We start from the raw sequence: 14,944 nt of genomic DNA, 5'->3' as shown, positions 1-14,944 counted from the left end.
GACGGTGACCGGTCCCCGCTCGGATGAGCGGGCAGGAGACTGCCCCTAAGCGATCGCTCACCCTTGCCGGTAGGGTGTTACCCCTGCCAGTGAATGGGGTGAGCGATGAGTACGGCGGAGGAGACGGCCGGCGCCGAGGCGCAGCCGTGGGGTGAGGTCACGCCCGACGCGGCCCGACGGCTGCTGCTCGCCGCCGTCGAGGCGTTCGCGGAGCGTGGCTACCACGCCACGACGACCCGCGACATCGCGGGCCGCGCCGGCATGAGCCCGGCCGCGCTCTACATCCACTACAAGACCAAGGAAGAGCTGCTCCACCGCATCAGCAGGATCGGCCACGAGAAGGCCCTGGACATCCTGCGTACCGCGGCCCGCGCCGAGGGCAGCCCGACCGGGCGCCTCGCCGAGGCGGTGAGCTCCTTCGTCCGCTGGCACGCGGGCGGACGCACCACCGCACGGGTCGTGCAGTACGAACTCGACTCGCTCGGCCCCGATGCCCGCGCCGAGATCATCGCCCTGCGCCGGCAGGTCGACGCCGAGGTGCGCGGGATCATCGAGGAGGGTGTGCGCTCGGGCGAGTTCGACGTCCTCGACGTGCGGGGGACCACCCTCGCCGTGCTCTCCCTCTGCATCGACGTGGCGCGCTGGTTCAACGTCAACGGCTCCCGCACCCCCGAGGAGGTCGGCGCCCTCTACGCCGACCTCGTCCTGCGCATGGTCGGCGCCGAGCGCACGGACACGACCCGGGAGGAGTAGCGCACGGCCCGCCGGGCCTCAGAGGTGGTCCCGCCGGGTCTCAGGGACAGTCCCGCCGGGCCTCAGAGGTAGTACCGGGCCACCGACTCGGCCACGCACACCGGCTTGTCGCCGCCCTCGCGCTCCACGGTGAACGCCGTGGTCACCTGGACACCGCCCCCCACCTCGTCGACGGCGGTGACCTTCGCGGTGGCACGCACCCGCGATCCCACCGGGACGGACGCGGGGAAACGCACCTTGTTCGTACCGTAGTTGACGCCCATCTTCACGCCCTCGACGGAGAGCAGCTGCGGGCCGAACAGCGGCAGCAGCGACAGCGTCAGATAGCCGTGCGCGATGGTCGTGCCGAACGGCCCCGCCGCGGCCCGCTCCGGATCGACGTGGATCCACTGGTGGTCACCGGTGGCCTCGGCGAACAGATCGATCCGCTTCTGGTCGACCTCCAGCCAGTCCGTGTACCCCAGCTGCTCACCCACCGCCGCCTTCAGGTCGTCGACGGACGTGAAGATTCTCGGCTCTGCCATGTCCCGGCCTTCCGCGTCACGTGATGGCACGCGCCACTCGCGCGCATGCCTAAGCGACTGCTTAGCATGGTCGGCCGTGCGGCCCTTGTCAACGGACCCGCAGCCGCGGCGGGGTGGGTAGCCTTCGAGGCGTGCCCCAGATTCCGGAGAAGATCCACGAGCTCACGGTCGGCCGGCTCGCCGCGCGCAGCGGCGCCGCCGTCTCGGCCCTGCACTTCTACGAGTCCAAGGGTCTGATCAGCAGCCGACGCACCTCGGGCAACCAGCGCCGCTACACCCGTGACACCCTGCGCCGGGTCGCTTTCATCCGGGCCGCCCAGCGGGTCGGTATCCCGCTCGCCACGATCCGCGGGGCGCTCGCCGAACTGCCCCAGGAACGTACCCCCACCCGGGACGACTGGGCCCACCTCTCCGAGGCGTGGCGTGCGGAGCTGGACGAGCGCATCAAGCAGCTCAACAGGCTGCGCGACCACCTCACCGACTGCATCGGCTGCGGCTGCCTCTCGCTGGACACCTGCGTCCTGTCCAACCCGGACGACGTCTTCGGCGACCGTCTGACGGGCTCCCGGCTGCTGGCCGAGAAAGGACTCCCCGGGCCGGGCACCCCGCAGGCCGGCACCGGCACCGCGTGACAGTGGGGGCGCGGCATCCCCGGCGCACCCCCACACTCCTCAGGCCGACACCAGCACCTTCGACCGCCTGGCGTCCGCCAGAGCCTCGGTCGTCAGGACGGGGCGCGGCACCAGGATTCCGCAGTCCGCGCAGACCGGTCCCGCCGACGGCTCGTGGTCCAGGCCGTACCGCCACCTGAGCCGCGCCCCCCGGCACACGGGGCAGGCCGCACCCGGCTCGCGCTCCAGCGCGGCGATCAGCCGCCGCAGCACCTCGGCCAGCGGCTCCCGCGGATGCACCCGCGGGTCGTCGCACCAGGCCACGCCGAAACCGCCCCAGGTCAGCCGGTGCCAGTCGTCCACACTGCCCGGCCTGCGCAGGCCGCCGTGCTTCTCCTTCCTGCGGCGCTCGGCGAACTCCACCTCGTAGCCCAGCCAGACCGCGCGGGCCTCCTCCAGCTCGTCCAGTGCGGCCACGAGCCGCGCCGGGTCGACGGAGCGGTCCTCGGGGTCGAATCCCGCACGCGCGCACAGATGGTCCCAGGTCGCCCTGTGCCCGTACGGAGCGAACCGCTCAAGGCACTTGCGCAGCGAATAGCGCCGCAGTGCCAGGTCGCACCGCGGATCTCGGACCTGTCTCGCCAGACTTCGGAAACCGGCCATCGTCCTGCACCTCCGTCACACCTGCACCTGTAATCCGGTTACTTCGGCGTCGTCGAACGGACGTCGTCGAATAGACGTATCGACAAGCAAATCGGCTCCCTCCTTTTTCCGGCGGCCTCCCTCGGCCGGTCGCGCGGAGCTGTGAGTCAACTTCCTTGACCCATGTTTCAGTTGTGGTTCCCCACGGCGTCTCCGTGGTCCGTTCCACGGTCATGTCCATGGCCATATCCATGGTCGTCTCCCTCGCCGTTCCCCTCGCCGCCCCGGTCCTCGGCGACTGCCCGGGGTGGCCCGTGCGCATGCCCGGCGGGAACGTCCCGGCACTCCGGCCCCGTCGGGGGAGGCACCGTGCCGCGGCGTACCGCGCGCACCACCCTCGACAGACAGAGAACTCCCCGCGGCTTCCACGGGTTCCTGAAGACCGCGGCGTTATGCGCGCCGATCGCGTCCCTGATCACCCCGCTGTCCCACAGCGCGCCGCCGAGACGGTGTCCGCGCAGGTGACAGCGGTGGGGGCCGGCACACGCCGAGCGCCCCGGACGGCGGCGGTCGGCCGCTGTCCGGGGCGCCGGTGCCCGAGACGCACGCTCAGCGGTACAGCAGGTACTCCCGCCGCGTCCGCCGGAACGCCCCCAGTTCCTCCCGCCAGCCGGCCACCACCTCGTCCGTGTCCGCGCCCGCGTCGATCATCGTGCGCACCCGCTCGGAGCCGGTGAGCCTGTCGATCCAGTGGTCCGGGCGCCAGGCGAACCCGCTCCACGTCCGCTTCGCGCTCACCAGCAGCCCCACCCCCGTACGCACCGGATCGAACGCCTCCCGGTCGTGCACATGGAGTTGCACACCCCCGACCGTCTTCCCCTGGAACTTGGAGAACGTGGGAGCGAAGTACGCCTCACGCAGCCGCACGCCCGCCAGGCCCAGGCCGTTCGCCTCGGCCGCCCAGCGCCCGTCGATCCCCTCCGCGCCCAGGAGCTCGAACGGCCGGGTCGTCCCGCGCCCCTCGGACAGGTTGGTGCCCTCGAACAGACACGTCCCCGCGTACACCAGGGCCGTCTCGGGTGTCGGCATGTTCGGGCTGGGCGGCACCCAGGGCAGCCCCGAGGCGTCGTAGAAGTCGGACCGCCGCCAGCCCGACATCCGTACCGTCTCCAGCCGCACCGGCTCGGTCAGGAACTCGGCGTTGAACAGCCGCGCCAGCTCCGCCACCGTCATCCCGTGCGCCTGCGCGATCGGCTGCCGCCCGACGAACGTCGCGAACTCCGGGTGCAGCACGGGCCCCAGGGCGGCCCGCCCGGTCACCGGGTTCGGCCGGTCGAGGACCACGAACCGCTTGCCCGCGAGCTGCGCCGCCTCCATGCAGTCGTACAGCGTCCAGATGTACGTGTAGAAGCGGGCGCCCGCGTCCTGGATGTCGAAGACGACCGTGTCGACGCCCGACGCGGTGAAGATGTCGGCGAGCGGCCGGCCGCTCTTCAGGTACGTGTCGTAGACGGGCAGACCGGTCGCCGGGTCGTCGTGGCGGCCCTCCGCGCCGCCCGCCTGCGCGGTGCCCCGGAAACCGTGCTCGGGGCCGAACACGGCGGTCAGGTCCACACGGTCGTCGGCGTGCATGACGTCGACGATGTGCCGTACGTCCCGGGTGATGCCCGTCGGGTTGGTGACCACGCCGACCCGCTCCCCGTCGAGCGGCGCGTAACCGTCCGCGGCGAGCTGCTCGAAGCCGGTGCGCAGGCCCCGGCCCCCGGCCACCGGGGCCTGCGCACCGGATTCCGTGTGCCCTTCCGCAGGGCCCTGGGCGGCCGCCGCAAAGGCGGCCGGGGGCGCGGCGGCGGCCGCGAGGGTGGCTGTGGTGGTGGCGAGCAGGCTCCGTCTGGACAGTCTCATACCGTGACCTCCGTGATCGCTGCCGGTGTCATGCCCACGCACGTTAACGCGCGTGAACCGCTCGGGGAACGAGCCGGACCGCCGCCGTTCGGCACTTCTCTTCCACCCGGCATACCGACCGGTTAGTCTGGCGCGACGCGTCGTACGGCCACGTGGTCGTGCGACCGAGGTGGCCACGTGGTCATACCGTCACGTGGTCGAGAAGCAGCCGGGCAGCCGCGCCGAAGGAGCCGATGGTGGAAGCCGTACAGGGTGCGAAGGTGGTCGTCACGGGGGCCGGGGGCGGCATCGGGGCGGCACTCGCCCGACGCTTCGCCGGCCAGGGGGCCCTGGTCGTCGTCAACGACCTGGACGCCGACCGCGCCAAGGCCGTCGCCGACGAGATCGGCGGCATCGCCCTCCCGGGCGACGCCTCGTCCGTCGTCCCCGACGCCCGCGAGGCGCTCGGCGGCACGGTCGACGTCTACTGCGCCAACGCCGGCGTCGGCCGCGACGGCGGGGAACCCGGCGAACCCCTCGGCGAGCAGGGCTGGGCGCTCTCCTGGGACGTCAACGTCATGGCCCACGTCCGCGCGGCGCACGCGCTGCTCCCGGACTGGCTGGAGCGCGGCAGCGGCCGCTTCGTCTCCACCGTCTCCGCCGCCGGACTGCTCACCATGATCGGCACGGCCCCCTACAGCGTCACCAAGCACGGCGCCTACGCCTTCGCCGAGTGGCTGTCGCTGACGTACCGCCACCGCGGGGTGAAGGTCCACGCGATCTGCCCCCAGGGCGTACGCACCGACATGCTCACCGCCAGCGGCAGCGCGGGCGACCTGGTCCTCAAGCCGACCGCGATCGAGCCGGACGACGTGGCCGACGCGCTGTTCCGCGGCATCGACGAGGACCGCTTCCTGATCCTGCCGCACCCCGAGGTCGCCGAGTACTACCAGGCCCGCGCCGCCGACCCGGAGCGCTGGCTCGGCGGCATGAACCGCATCCAGCGGCACTGGGAGTCCACCCGGTGAAACCGGTACGCGGTGAAATCCCGCGTACCGCGATGCGATCCTGCCCGACGCGCCGGGGCCGAGGGGTGGGAAGATCCCCATCGGGGAAACGGACCGCGTTCCCCGGCCGATGGCGGCCGGCGGTACCGGCAGGGTCCGACGACGACCGGCAGTGACACGGAAGGCAGGTGGCGGAAGTGGCCAGGACGACGGACGGCGACGGGCCCCCGGTGCCGCAGCGGCTCCTGGCCGCCGCCACCCGGCTCTTCGCCGAGCAGGGCTACGACCGCACTTCGGTGCAGGAGATCGTCGAGGCGGCCGGAGTCACCAAGGGTGCGCTCTACCACTACTTCGGCTCCAAGGACGACCTGCTGCACGAGGTCTACGCGCGCGTGCTGCGCGTCCAGCAGGAGCGTCTGGACGCCTACGCGAACGCCGACGAGCCGATCGAGCAGCGCCTGCGGGGCGCGGCGGCCGACGTCGTCGTCACGACGATCGAGAACCTCGACGACGCGTCGATCTTCTTCCGCTCCATGCACCATCTGAGCCCGGAGAAGAACAAGCAGGTACGGGCCGAGCGCCGCCGCTACCACGAGCGCTTCCGCGCGCTGGTCGAGGAAGGTCAGGCTGCGGGCGTGTTCTCCACGGCGACCCCGGCCGACCTGGTGGTGGACTACCACTTCGGCTCCGTCCACCACCTGTCGACCTGGTACCGCCCCGACGGCCCCCTCACCCCGCAGCAGGTCGCCGACCACCTCGCCGACCTGCTGCTGCGCGCCCTGCGGCCCTGAGGCGCCGGGGACCCGGGAGGCCTACCGGTACTTCTTGATCTCCCGCCGCGCCAGCGACCGCTGGTGCACCTCGTCCGGTCCGTCGGCGATCATCAGGGTCCGGGCGGCCGCGTACAGCTCGGCCAGCGGGTGGTCCTGGCTGACCCCGCCCGCGCCGTACAGCTGGATGGCCCGGTCGAGGATGCCGACGACCGTGCGCGGAGTGGCGATCTTGATGGCCTGGATCTCGGTGTGCGCGCCCCGGTTGCCGACCGTGTCCATCATCCAGGCCGTCTTCAGCACCAGCAGCCGCAGCTGCTCGACGGCGACCCGCGCGTCCGCGATCCAGTTCTGCACGACGCCCTGCTGGGCCAGCGCCTTGCCGAAGGCGTCACGGGACACGGCCCGCCGGCACATCAGCTCGATCGCCCGCTCGGCCATGCCGATCAGCCGCATGCAGTGGTGGATCCGGCCGGGACCGAGCCGGGCCTGCGCGATGGCGAAGCCGCCGCCCTCCTCGCCGATCAGGTGCGACACCGGCACGCGCGCCTGGTCGAAGACCACCTCGGCATGGCCGCCGTGGTAGTGGTCCTCGTAGCCGAACACCCGCATGGCGCGCGTGATCGTGATGCCCGGGGTGTCGCGCGGCACCAGGACCATGGACTGCTGGCGACGGACGTCCGCCCCGCCCGGGTCGGTCTTGCCCATCACGATGAAGATCCTGCAGTCCGGGTGCATCGCTCCGGAGATGTACCACTTGCGGCCGGTGATGACGTACGAGTCGCCGTCCCGCTCGATCCGCGTGGTGATGTTGGTGGCGTCGGAGGAGGCCACGTCCGGTTCGGTCATCGCGAACGCCGAGCGGATCTCACCCGCCAGCAGCGGCTCCAGCCACTGCTTCCGCTGCTGCTCGTCGCCGAACTGCGCCAGCACCTCCATGTTGCCGGTGTCGGGCGCCGCGCAGTTCGTCGCCGTGGGCGCCAACTGCGGGGAGCGGCCCATGATCTCGGCGAGCGGCGCGTACTGGAGGTTGGTGAGCCCGGCACCGTACGCGGAGTCGGGCAGAAAGAGGTTCCACAGGCCCTGCCTGCGCGCCTCGGCCTTGAGTTCCTCCACCACCGGGGGGTTCGCCCAGGGCGAGTCCAGCGCGGCGCGCTGCTCGTCGGCGACCCGCTCGGCGGGGTGGACGTGCTCGTCCATGAAGACGAGGAGCGCGGCCCGCAGTTCCTCGGTGCGCGCGTCGAACGTGAAGTCCATGGTTCAGCCCTTCCGGAGGCCTTCGCGAAGCGTGGTCAGACCGTGCTCGATGAAGACGGGGACGAGATCGCCGATACGGTCGAAACCGGGGCCGACGGTCTGCCCCAGCGTGTAGCGGTAGTGGATGCCCTCGAGGATCACCGCGAGCTTGAACCAGGCGAACGCCGTGTACCAGGCGACCCCGGAGACGTCGCGGCCCGACCGGGCGGCGTACCGCTCGATCAGCTCGGCGGGCGACGGATGCCCCGGGGCCTCGGCGGTCGTGGAGACCGGGGAGTCGGGCATGCCCAGCGGCATGCCGTACATCACCAGCAGGCCGAGGTCGGTCAGCGGATCGCCGAGGGTGGACATCTCCCAGTCGAGGACCGCCCGGATGGAGTCGGCGCCCCCGCCGGCGCTCGCGATCAGGACGTTGTCCAGGCGGTAGTCGCCGTGCACCACGGCCGGCGCGGGGGAGCGGGGCAGCTCCCGGCCGAGCGCGGCGTGCAGTTCGTCGATGCCGGCCAGCTCCCGGTTGCGGGAGGCGTCCAGTTGCTTGCCCCAGCGCCGCAACTGCCGGTCCAGGAAGCCCTCGGGGCGGCCGAAGTCGGCCAGGCCCACCTCACCGGGGTCCACCGCGTGCAGGTCGACCAGCGTGTCCACCAGGGCGAGCACCGCCTGCCGGGTGCGCTCCGCGCCGAGCGGCGCCAGCTGGTCCGCCGTCCGGTACGGGGTGCCCTCGACGAACTCCATGACGTAGAAGGGTGCCCCGAGCACTTCCTCGTCCTCGCACAGCAGGACCGTGCGGGGCACCGGAACGGGAGTGGGGTGCAGCGCGCTGATCACGCGGTGCTCGCGCTTCATGTCGTGCGCGGTGGCCAGGACATGCCCGAGCGGGGGACGCCGTACCACCCACTTCGCGGTGCCGTCGGAGACCGCGTAGGTGAGGTTCGACCTGCCGCCCTCGATCAGCCGGCCGGAGAGCGGGCCGTTCACCAGACCGGGCCGCTCCCGGCCGAGCAGCGCGCCCAGCCGGTCGAGATCCAGTCCGGGCGGGTGGTCGGGGCTCATACTCGCTCCTACGGGCCGGTGACAGTACCCGACACATGATGCCGACCAGTCGGTATGCCGTCCAGGGTGAGGGTGAAACGTGATCGGGGCCACGAGGAAAGCCCGCCCCTGCCGGCGTGCGGCAGAGCGGCCGTGCCGTGAACGGCCCGGCCCGGTATTCCACTTGCGCGGCGCGGGACGACGGCGAAGGCTCTACCCCATGAAGGCGATCAGCTATGCGCGGTACGGCGGCCCCGAGGTACTCGAACTCACGGAGATGCCGGAGCCCCGGGTCGGCCCCGACTCGGTGCTCGTGAAGGTACGGGCGGCAGCCGTCAACCCGGTCGACTGGAAGTGCCGCGAAGGCTACCTCGACCAGATCCTGGCCCCGGTGTTCCCCGTGGTTCCGGGGTGGGACGTCTCGGGCGTGGTGGTACGACCGGGCGCCGCCGTCCCCGAGTTCGCCGCCGGCGACGAGGTCATCGGCTATGTGCGCGAGGACTTCCTCTCCCGCGGCACCTTCGCCGAGTACGTGGCCGCCCCGGTACGGGCCCTCGCGCGCAAGCCGCGCAACCTGTCCTTCGAGGAGGCCGCGGGACTGCCCCTCGCGGGACTCACCGCCTACCAGGTGCTGCACAAGGTCCTGCGGGTGAAGCGGGGCGAGACCGTCCTGGTGCACGCCGCGGCCGGCGGCGCCGGCTCCATCGCCGTCCAGCTCGCCGCACACCTCGGTGCCCGCGTCCTCGGTACGGCGAGCGAGCGTAACCACGACTTCGTCCGAAGCCTGGGCGGGGAGCCGGTGGCCTACGGTGACGGCCTCGCCGAGCGGCTGCGAGGGCTGGCCCCGGGCGGCGTGGACGCCGTGTTCGACTCGGTCGGCGGCGACGCCCTGAAGGCCTCCGCCACCGCCCTGGTCTCCGGGGGCCGGCTCGCGTCGATCACCGACCCCGCCGTCGTGGAGTACGGCGGACACTACTGGTTCGTCCGCCCCGACCCGCAGGATCTCGGGCACCTGTCCGAACTGGCGGAACAGGGCGTGGTGAGCGTGCACGTCTCCGAGACGTTCCCGCTGGAACGCGCGGCGGACGCCCACCGCCTCAACCAGGAGGGCCGGACCAGGGGGAAGATCGTGGTGACGGTGGACGGGGACACGGCGGGCGGGGAGACGAGCGGCGTCCGGTAGGCCGGCCGCCCGTCGGCCGCGTACGTCAGCTCTGCAGGACGAGGGCCGCCCCGCACACGGCCAGGGCCGTGGTGCACAGCACCGCCGCGGTGAGGTGCCGCGGGGCGGGCGCGGCCGGGGTGCCGGTGGCCGAGAGGGTACGGATCCGGCGGTGGGCGACCAGGAGGAACCCCAGCCAGCAGGCGCAGCACAACGCGCACAGGACCACCCCGACGGCCGAGACCCCGCCGTACAGCGCGGTCCGCACCGCCAGGACGGACGCGACCGTGCACGCCAGGGTCGTACGGCGCCACGCGAGCCGGGTCCGCTCGGGCTGCAGCCCCGGGTCCCGGTCCGCCCGTACCGCGGCCGGGCCGGTCACCCGTTCCACCCGGTGAGCACCACGACGACGACCATCGCCACGGCAACGGCGGCGACGACCAGACTCAGCAGCACCGGGAACCGGGACACCGGCAGATCCTCCTTGCGCCGCATGGCCCGCTCGCAGCGCACCCAGTGGTTGACCGCGCGCAGCGCGCACAGCACCCCCGCGGCGAGCAGCGCCAGCGCGAGCCCGACCCGCCAGCCCCAGCGCAGGTCCGGCAGGAACTGGTCCACGGCGAAGCCGCCGCCGACCAGCGCGAGCGCGGTCCGCAGCCAGGCCAGGAACGTGCGCTCGTTCGCCAGCGAGAACCGGTAGTCGGGCGTGTCCCCCTCCTGCCGCACGTCCTGGGGCGCGAACCACAGCCGGACGTTCCGCATGAAGTCGATCACTCCGCGACCCTATCCGGGGGCTCGGACGTGGGCATGGCCGGTGCGGCTCACAGGCTCGGGCCGTCCGGCTGCCCGCGGTGGGCCCTGAGGCGCTCGTACGCTTCCAGACCGTCCGGAGTCCATGCCCATTCGCCCAGGCGGCGCTCCAGCTCCGGCTCGGTCAGGAAGGCGTGCCAGGCCACCTCCTCGATCTGGGGCCGCACGGGCAGGTCGCAGCGGACCTCGTGGACCGCCGACCACCAGCTCCGCCCGTCGCCGTCGTCGTAGCGGAACGTGAAGAGGTGCGTGGGTTGCGGCAGCCCGGACACGCCCAGTTCCTCCTCGGCCTCGCGCAGGGCCGCCTCGGCGTAGCTCTCGCCGGCACCCACGACCCCGCCGACGAACATGTCGTACAGGGAGGGGTACACCAGTTTCGTCGCGGTGCGCCGGTGCACGAAGATCCGGTCCTCGGCGTCCCTGACCAGGATGAACGCGCAACGGTGCCGCAGCTTTCGCGCATAGGCCTCGCCGCGCGGGGCCCGGCCGGTCACCCGGTCGTTCTCGTCGACGATGTCGAGGATCTCGTCAGCACTCATACGGCCATCCAAGCAGTGGCGCCGGCCCTCGCCCGGCGCGGGCCCGACCGCTCACCCCATCCGCACATCGCCCATGTGCGCCCTCTTGGTCACACCCGGCGGCATCGCGGGATGCAGCCCCAGCAGCACGATGCCCACGACGATCGCCGCGAGCCCGCACGCCTCCCAGGCCAGCGCCCCCGTGTCGGTGCGCAGCCGGTCCCCGAGGAAGCCGATGCCGCAGGCGATCCCGGCCAGCGGCTGGGCCGCGGTCAGGGCCGGCAGGGACATCCGCAGGGGCGCGGTCTCGAAGGCGCTCTGCACGAGCACCAGCCCTGTCACACCCAGCGCCAGCACCGCGTACGGCTGCCATCCGCTCAGCAGCCCCGCCAAGCCCCCGTCGGTGAAGCGCTGCCCGCTCACCCGGGTCAGCGCGTCCTGCACGCCGTAGAGCAGGCCCGCGGCCAGCGCCAGCAGTACCGGGCCCACGGTGAGCCGGGACCGCTTGGCGCATCCCGTGAGCAGCATGGCCAGCCCGACCGTGCCGCCGATGATCAGCCAGTGCCGCAGCGGATCCGTGAGCGCACGGCCGCCCGTCGGCTGTCCCGCGACGACGAAAGCGGTCACCCCGCCCGCGAGCAGCGCGAGGCCCGCCCAGCCCTGGCGGCCCAGGGGCCGGCCCGTCTGGTGCCGGGAGAGCGTCAGCGCGAACAGCAGGTTCGTCGCCAGCAGCGGCTCCACCAGCGACAGCTCGCCGTGGCCCAGGGCCGCCGCGCCGAGTGCCATGCCGGCCACCATGAGGGCCATGCCGCCCACCCAGCGGGGCACCTTCATCAGGTCGAGAAGGAGCCGGGGGGAGAGGAAATCGCCGAGCGGTGCCCGCTGCGCCGCGTTCTGCTGGAGGACGAAACCGAAGCCCAGGCAGCACGCGGCACTCACGGCGAGGACCAGTACCGGAACCGACACGCTGCGTACCTCGATGATCGTGCGGGGTGACGGACGCGTGAGGCCGACTCTAGCCACCACTCGCCCGCGACGCCTCTGTCCGGAGCGTGGGACATGCCGGCCGCCTCACGCTGCCTGCGCGACCTTTCGGCTCGGGGCATCACAAGTCGCCTGTTTGTGAACGCAGTTGACGCGTGTAACGCATGGGGCGCCCTTGACGTGATCTGTTGGCTGACGGTTTGCTGTGAGTGATCGGCTCATGGCAATCGGCAGCCGACCACTGCCGTACCGACCACTCGTCGTGAGCCGACGACCACAAGAAGAGCGCGTGAGGAAGTCCGCGGTGTCCCCACCCCCGCCTCCCCTCGGCCGTGTCCGCAGACGGGCGGCACAGGCCTTCGACGAGGCCCTCGACGACGAAGAACTCATTGCCGCGCGAGCCGCGCTGGCGCAGGGCCGGTGGCAGAACAGCCGCTCGCTGCTGGTGCGCACGGGGGACGACTGGGACCGCCGCGGGCACCGGATCACGGTGCTCGCCCGGGAGCCCTCCTGCGCCGCCTGGGCCCGCGACTGGCTGCTCGCCGAACCCGACTCCGGGGACGGGGCCGTCCTGCTCGCCCTGGCCCAGGTGCGGCGCGCCCTGCGCGGAAAGGACAAGCCCGCCCGCGCGCGCGAGGCCTGCCACCGGGCCGCCGCCGCGCTGCCCGCCGACCCCACCCCCTGGCTCGGCCTGCTCCTGCTGGAGTGCGCCCGGGGTGCCGACGGCGACGCGGTCCGCGTCTTCGAGCAGATCCGCTCCCGGTACGCGGACCACCACCACGCCCACCATCTGGTGGTCGCCTGGCTCGCCGAACGCCGTGTGGAGGCGGGCCCGGACCCGCTGCACGAGGTCTACGACTTCGCCGGCTGGTCCGCGGAGCAGGCACCCGCGGACTCGCCCCTGGCGATCCTGCCGGTCATCGCGCACGCCGAGCGCTACCGCGCCCTCGCCGCCGCCGGTCACGAGCGCGCCGACCCGGCCGCCTCCGGACACTGGGCGGGCCGCCGTGCCCGGCAGGTGATGAAGGCCGCCTTCGACTGGTGGCTGGAGTGGGAGCACGAAGAGCATCCGCGCCGCCTGATCGACCTGAACTTCCTCGCCCACGCCAAGGTCTGCGAGGGCCGGGGCGCCGAGGCCGCCGCCCTGTTCCACCGGATCGGCGACAAGGTCACACCGGTCCCCTGGTCGTACCCCGACCGCGACCCGCTCACCGCTTTCCGCACCGCGCGGATCGCCGCCCTCGGCACCGGATGACCCACCCCGCGTCCCGCCCCCGGAACCCAGCCCGCTCCACCCAGCCTGCTCCATCCACCACCAGCACCCACCACGCAGCACCCACTCCCGACCCAAGGACGGTTCTCCCGATGACGACGGACAGTTCGAGCACGAGCAGATCCGCGGCGGACGGCATCAGCACCTTCAAGGGGCAGGAGCGCGCCCTGCGTGCCGACCGTCTCGGCACGGGCGGTCTGCTGCTCTCCGTGCTCGCCGCGACCGCTCCTCTCATGGTTGTCGCAGGTGTCATGCCCACCACATTCGCGGTGATGGGCATCGTGGGCCAGCCGCTGCTCTTCGTCGTCCTCGGCGTCGTGCTGGTGCTGTTCAGCCTCGGCTACGCCGAGATGAGCCGGCACGTCCACAACGCCGGTGCCTTCTACGCGTACATCTCCCGCGGCCTCGGCGGCACCGTCGGCGCGGGTGCCGCGATGGTCGCGCTGGTCGCCTACAACGCCCTCCAGGTCGGCATCTACGGCATCTTCGGCTTCGAGGTCTCGGGGCTCTTCGCCACCTACGCCGACCTCGAGGTCGCCTGGTGGATACTGTCGCTGGTGGCCCTGGCCGCCGTCGGCGCGCTGGGCTGGCTCAAGATCGACGTGAACGCGCGCGTGCTCGGCGTCCTGCTGGTCATCGAGGTGCTCCTGGTCGTCGTCTTCGACGTCGCCGCGATCGCCGACCCGGGCAAGGAAGGGCTGTCGCTGCACGCCTTCAACCCGGACACCCTCACCGGCGCCGGCGTCGGCACCGCCCTGTGCTTCTGCATCGCGGCCTTCCTCGGCTTCGAACAGGCCCCGGTGTACGCGGAGGAGACCAGCAGGCCGCACGTCCTGGTGCCGCGCGTGATGTTCCTGGCCGTCACGGGCGTCGCCGTGTTCTTCGCGATCAGCAGTTGGGCCCTCACCGTCGCCACCGGTCCCGCGGGCATCGTCGCCACCTCGCAGGAGCAGAGCGCGGGACTGCTGTTCTTCCTCACCGAGTCCCGGCTCGGCGGCACCTTCACGGACGTCCTGCACATCCTCTTCGTCACCGGGATGTTCGCCGCGATGCTCAGCTTCCACAACGTCGTCGCCCGGTACGCCTTCGCCATGGGCCGCGAGGGCCTGCTGCCCGCCGCCTTCGGCCGCACCACCGGCACCAGCGGCGCCCCCGGCACCGGGTCGCTGCTCCAGACGGGCATCGCCGCGGTGCTCGTCCTCGCCTTCGCGCTCACCGACGACAAGCCGGCCGGCGACCCGACCGCGCCCGTCCTGCACCTGTTCACCTGGTTCGGCAACGTCGGCGCCCTCGGCGTGATCGTCCTGATGGCGATCGCCTCGCTGTCCGTCGTCGTCTTCTTCGTCCGCCGCGGTGCCGCGGGCGCCCAGGCCTGGCGGCTGGTCACCTCGGCGCTGGCGGGCCTTGCCCTGACCGTGATCGCCGGCTACACCGTCAAGGACTTCGACGTACTCGTCGGCGCCGGCCCCGGCTCCGCCCTGAGCCTGCTGCTGCCCGGCATCATCGGGCTGGCCCTCGTCGCCGGCCTGGTCCAGGGCCTGGTGCTGCGCTCCCGCGCCCCCGGGACGCACGCCCGTATCGGGCTCGGCAACGAGGCGTTCCAGCTGGACAAGGAAGCCGAGCGCAAGCCGTAGCCCGTGCCGCCGGCGTGTGGCCGGCGGTCCTGAGGACCACGGACAACGGCCGCGACCGCGGCACCGCCCCAGGGGCGGTGCCGCGG

The 14,944-nt window shown here is 72.5% G+C and carries 16 protein-coding genes; 7 read left to right on the top strand and 9 right to left on the bottom strand.

Annotation, left to right across the window (positions count from 1 at the left end; all coding sequences use genetic code 11):
* Nucleotides 1-105: 105 nt before the first annotated feature.
* Complete coding sequence (locus tag ACFPZI_RS28750) at nucleotides 106-753, top strand: TetR/AcrR family transcriptional regulator (RefSeq protein WP_381368921.1); 648 nt, start codon at nucleotides 106-108, stop codon at nucleotides 751-753.
* 62 nt (nucleotides 754-815) lie between these two features.
* Here ACFPZI_RS28750 and ACFPZI_RS28745 read toward each other — a convergent pair whose 3' ends face one another.
* Nucleotides 816-1,277, bottom strand: a complete 462-nt coding sequence (locus ACFPZI_RS28745; protein ID WP_381368918.1) for a MaoC family dehydratase — start codon at nucleotides 1,275-1,277, stop codon at nucleotides 816-818.
* Between the two features lie 131 nt (nucleotides 1,278-1,408).
* Between ACFPZI_RS28745 and soxR the strand changes: the two genes are divergently transcribed.
* Nucleotides 1,409-1,909 carry a redox-sensitive transcriptional activator SoxR gene (gene soxR / locus ACFPZI_RS28740; RefSeq protein ID WP_381368916.1) on the top strand — a complete coding sequence of 167 codons (501 nt, stop codon included), beginning with the start codon at nucleotides 1,409-1,411 and terminating at the stop codon, nucleotides 1,907-1,909.
* Between the two features lie 39 nt (nucleotides 1,910-1,948).
* On the opposite strand, the gene ACFPZI_RS28735 is transcribed toward soxR, so the two are convergent.
* Nucleotides 1,949-2,551, bottom strand: coding sequence for a hypothetical protein (locus ACFPZI_RS28735; protein WP_381368914.1), 603 nt, complete (start codon nucleotides 2,549-2,551; stop codon nucleotides 1,949-1,951).
* A 588-nt stretch (nucleotides 2,552-3,139) separates the two neighbouring features.
* A complete protein-coding gene (locus tag ACFPZI_RS28730; protein ID WP_381368911.1) occupies nucleotides 3,140-4,435 on the bottom strand; it encodes an exo-beta-N-acetylmuramidase NamZ family protein in 1,296 nt (431 codons plus the stop codon).
* Between the two features lie 233 nt (nucleotides 4,436-4,668).
* Here ACFPZI_RS28730 and ACFPZI_RS28725 point away from each other — a divergent pair, with 233 nt between their 5' ends.
* Nucleotides 4,669-5,442, top strand: coding sequence for an SDR family oxidoreductase (locus ACFPZI_RS28725; protein ID WP_381368908.1), 774 nt, complete (start codon nucleotides 4,669-4,671; stop codon nucleotides 5,440-5,442).
* A gap of 176 nt (nucleotides 5,443-5,618) precedes the next feature.
* On the top strand, nucleotides 5,619-6,212 hold the full coding sequence (locus ACFPZI_RS28720; RefSeq protein WP_381368905.1) for a TetR/AcrR family transcriptional regulator: 594 nt from the start codon (nucleotides 5,619-5,621) through the stop codon (nucleotides 6,210-6,212).
* Nucleotides 6,213-6,233: 21 nt separating this feature from the next.
* Here ACFPZI_RS28720 and ACFPZI_RS28715 read toward each other — a convergent pair whose 3' ends face one another.
* Both ACFPZI_RS28715 and ACFPZI_RS28710 read right to left on the bottom strand, forming a co-directional pair.
* On the bottom strand, nucleotides 6,234-7,448 hold the full coding sequence (locus ACFPZI_RS28715; protein WP_381368902.1) for an acyl-CoA dehydrogenase family protein: 1,215 nt from the start codon (nucleotides 7,446-7,448) through the stop codon (nucleotides 6,234-6,236).
* A 3-nt stretch (nucleotides 7,449-7,451) separates the two neighbouring features.
* On the bottom strand, nucleotides 7,452-8,498 hold the full coding sequence (locus ACFPZI_RS28710) for a phosphotransferase family protein (protein WP_381368899.1): 1,047 nt from the start codon (nucleotides 8,496-8,498) through the stop codon (nucleotides 7,452-7,454).
* A 199-nt stretch (nucleotides 8,499-8,697) separates the two neighbouring features.
* Between ACFPZI_RS28710 and ACFPZI_RS28705 the strand changes: the two genes are divergently transcribed.
* On the top strand, nucleotides 8,698-9,660 hold the full coding sequence (locus tag ACFPZI_RS28705) for an NADP-dependent oxidoreductase (RefSeq protein WP_381368896.1): 963 nt from the start codon (nucleotides 8,698-8,700) through the stop codon (nucleotides 9,658-9,660).
* Between the two features lie 25 nt (nucleotides 9,661-9,685).
* Here the strand turns inward: ACFPZI_RS28705 and ACFPZI_RS28700 are convergent, their stop codons facing one another.
* Genes ACFPZI_RS28700 through ACFPZI_RS28685 form a run of 4 tightly spaced genes read right to left on the bottom strand, consistent with a single transcriptional unit; the run spans nucleotide 9,686 to nucleotide 11,933 of the window.
* Nucleotides 9,686-10,021, bottom strand: coding sequence for a DUF202 domain-containing protein (locus ACFPZI_RS28700; RefSeq protein ID WP_381368990.1), 336 nt, complete (start codon nucleotides 10,019-10,021; stop codon nucleotides 9,686-9,688).
* Nucleotides 10,018-10,413, bottom strand: coding sequence for a YidH family protein (locus ACFPZI_RS28695; protein WP_381368893.1), 396 nt, complete (start codon nucleotides 10,411-10,413; stop codon nucleotides 10,018-10,020). Before ACFPZI_RS28695 ends, ACFPZI_RS28700 begins: the two co-directional genes overlap by 4 nt.
* A 47-nt stretch (nucleotides 10,414-10,460) precedes the next feature.
* Nucleotides 10,461-10,988: an NUDIX hydrolase gene (locus ACFPZI_RS28690; RefSeq protein WP_381368890.1), complete on the bottom strand. Its 528-nt coding sequence runs from the start codon at nucleotides 10,986-10,988 to the stop codon at nucleotides 10,461-10,463.
* Nucleotides 10,989-11,039: 51 nt separating this feature from the next.
* Nucleotides 11,040-11,933 (bottom strand): DMT family transporter, encoded by an 894-nt coding sequence (locus tag ACFPZI_RS28685; RefSeq protein ID WP_381368888.1) that lies wholly within the window; start codon nucleotides 11,931-11,933, stop codon nucleotides 11,040-11,042.
* A gap of 322 nt (nucleotides 11,934-12,255) precedes the next feature.
* Between ACFPZI_RS28685 and ACFPZI_RS28680 the strand changes: the two genes are divergently transcribed.
* Complete coding sequence (locus ACFPZI_RS28680; protein ID WP_381368885.1) at nucleotides 12,256-13,206, top strand: hypothetical protein; 951 nt, start codon at nucleotides 12,256-12,258, stop codon at nucleotides 13,204-13,206.
* Between the two features lie 110 nt (nucleotides 13,207-13,316).
* A complete protein-coding gene (locus ACFPZI_RS28675; protein WP_381368882.1) occupies nucleotides 13,317-14,858 on the top strand; it encodes an APC family permease in 1,542 nt (513 codons plus the stop codon).
* Nucleotides 14,859-14,944: the final 86 nt, after the last annotated feature.

The sequence above is a fragment of the Streptomyces chlorus genome (genome assembly GCF_042655885.1).
Classification (GTDB): domain Bacteria; phylum Actinomycetota; class Actinomycetes; order Streptomycetales; family Streptomycetaceae; genus Streptomyces; species Streptomyces chlorus.
The sequence above is the reverse complement of the archived record's forward strand: the minus strand, read 5'-3'. Positions and strand labels throughout refer to the sequence as shown.

Excerpts from the sequence above, each read along its gene's own strand:
- ACFPZI_RS28710 (WP_381368899.1), bottom strand. The coding sequence starts at position 8,498 with ATGAGCCCCGACCACCCGCCCGGACTGGATCTCGACCGGCTGGGCGCG.
- ACFPZI_RS28715 (WP_381368902.1), bottom strand. The coding sequence starts at position 7,448 with ATGGACTTCACGTTCGACGCGCGCACCGAGGAACTGCGGGCCGCGCTC.
- ACFPZI_RS28750 (WP_381368921.1), top strand. The coding sequence starts at position 106 with ATGAGTACGGCGGAGGAGACGGCCGGCGCCGAGGCGCAGCCGTGGGGT.
- ACFPZI_RS28730 (WP_381368911.1), bottom strand. The coding sequence starts at position 4,435 with ATGAGACTGTCCAGACGGAGCCTGCTCGCCACCACCACAGCCACCCTC.
- ACFPZI_RS28725 (WP_381368908.1), top strand. The coding sequence starts at position 4,669 with ATGGTGGAAGCCGTACAGGGTGCGAAGGTGGTCGTCACGGGGGCCGGG.
- ACFPZI_RS28745 (WP_381368918.1), bottom strand. The coding sequence starts at position 1,277 with ATGGCAGAGCCGAGAATCTTCACGTCCGTCGACGACCTGAAGGCGGCG.
- ACFPZI_RS28690 (WP_381368890.1), bottom strand. The coding sequence starts at position 10,988 with ATGAGTGCTGACGAGATCCTCGACATCGTCGACGAGAACGACCGGGTG.
- ACFPZI_RS28705 (WP_381368896.1), top strand. The coding sequence starts at position 8,698 with ATGAAGGCGATCAGCTATGCGCGGTACGGCGGCCCCGAGGTACTCGAA.
- ACFPZI_RS28735 (WP_381368914.1), bottom strand. The coding sequence starts at position 2,551 with ATGGCCGGTTTCCGAAGTCTGGCGAGACAGGTCCGAGATCCGCGGTGC.
- ACFPZI_RS28675 (WP_381368882.1), top strand. The coding sequence starts at position 13,317 with ATGACGACGGACAGTTCGAGCACGAGCAGATCCGCGGCGGACGGCATC.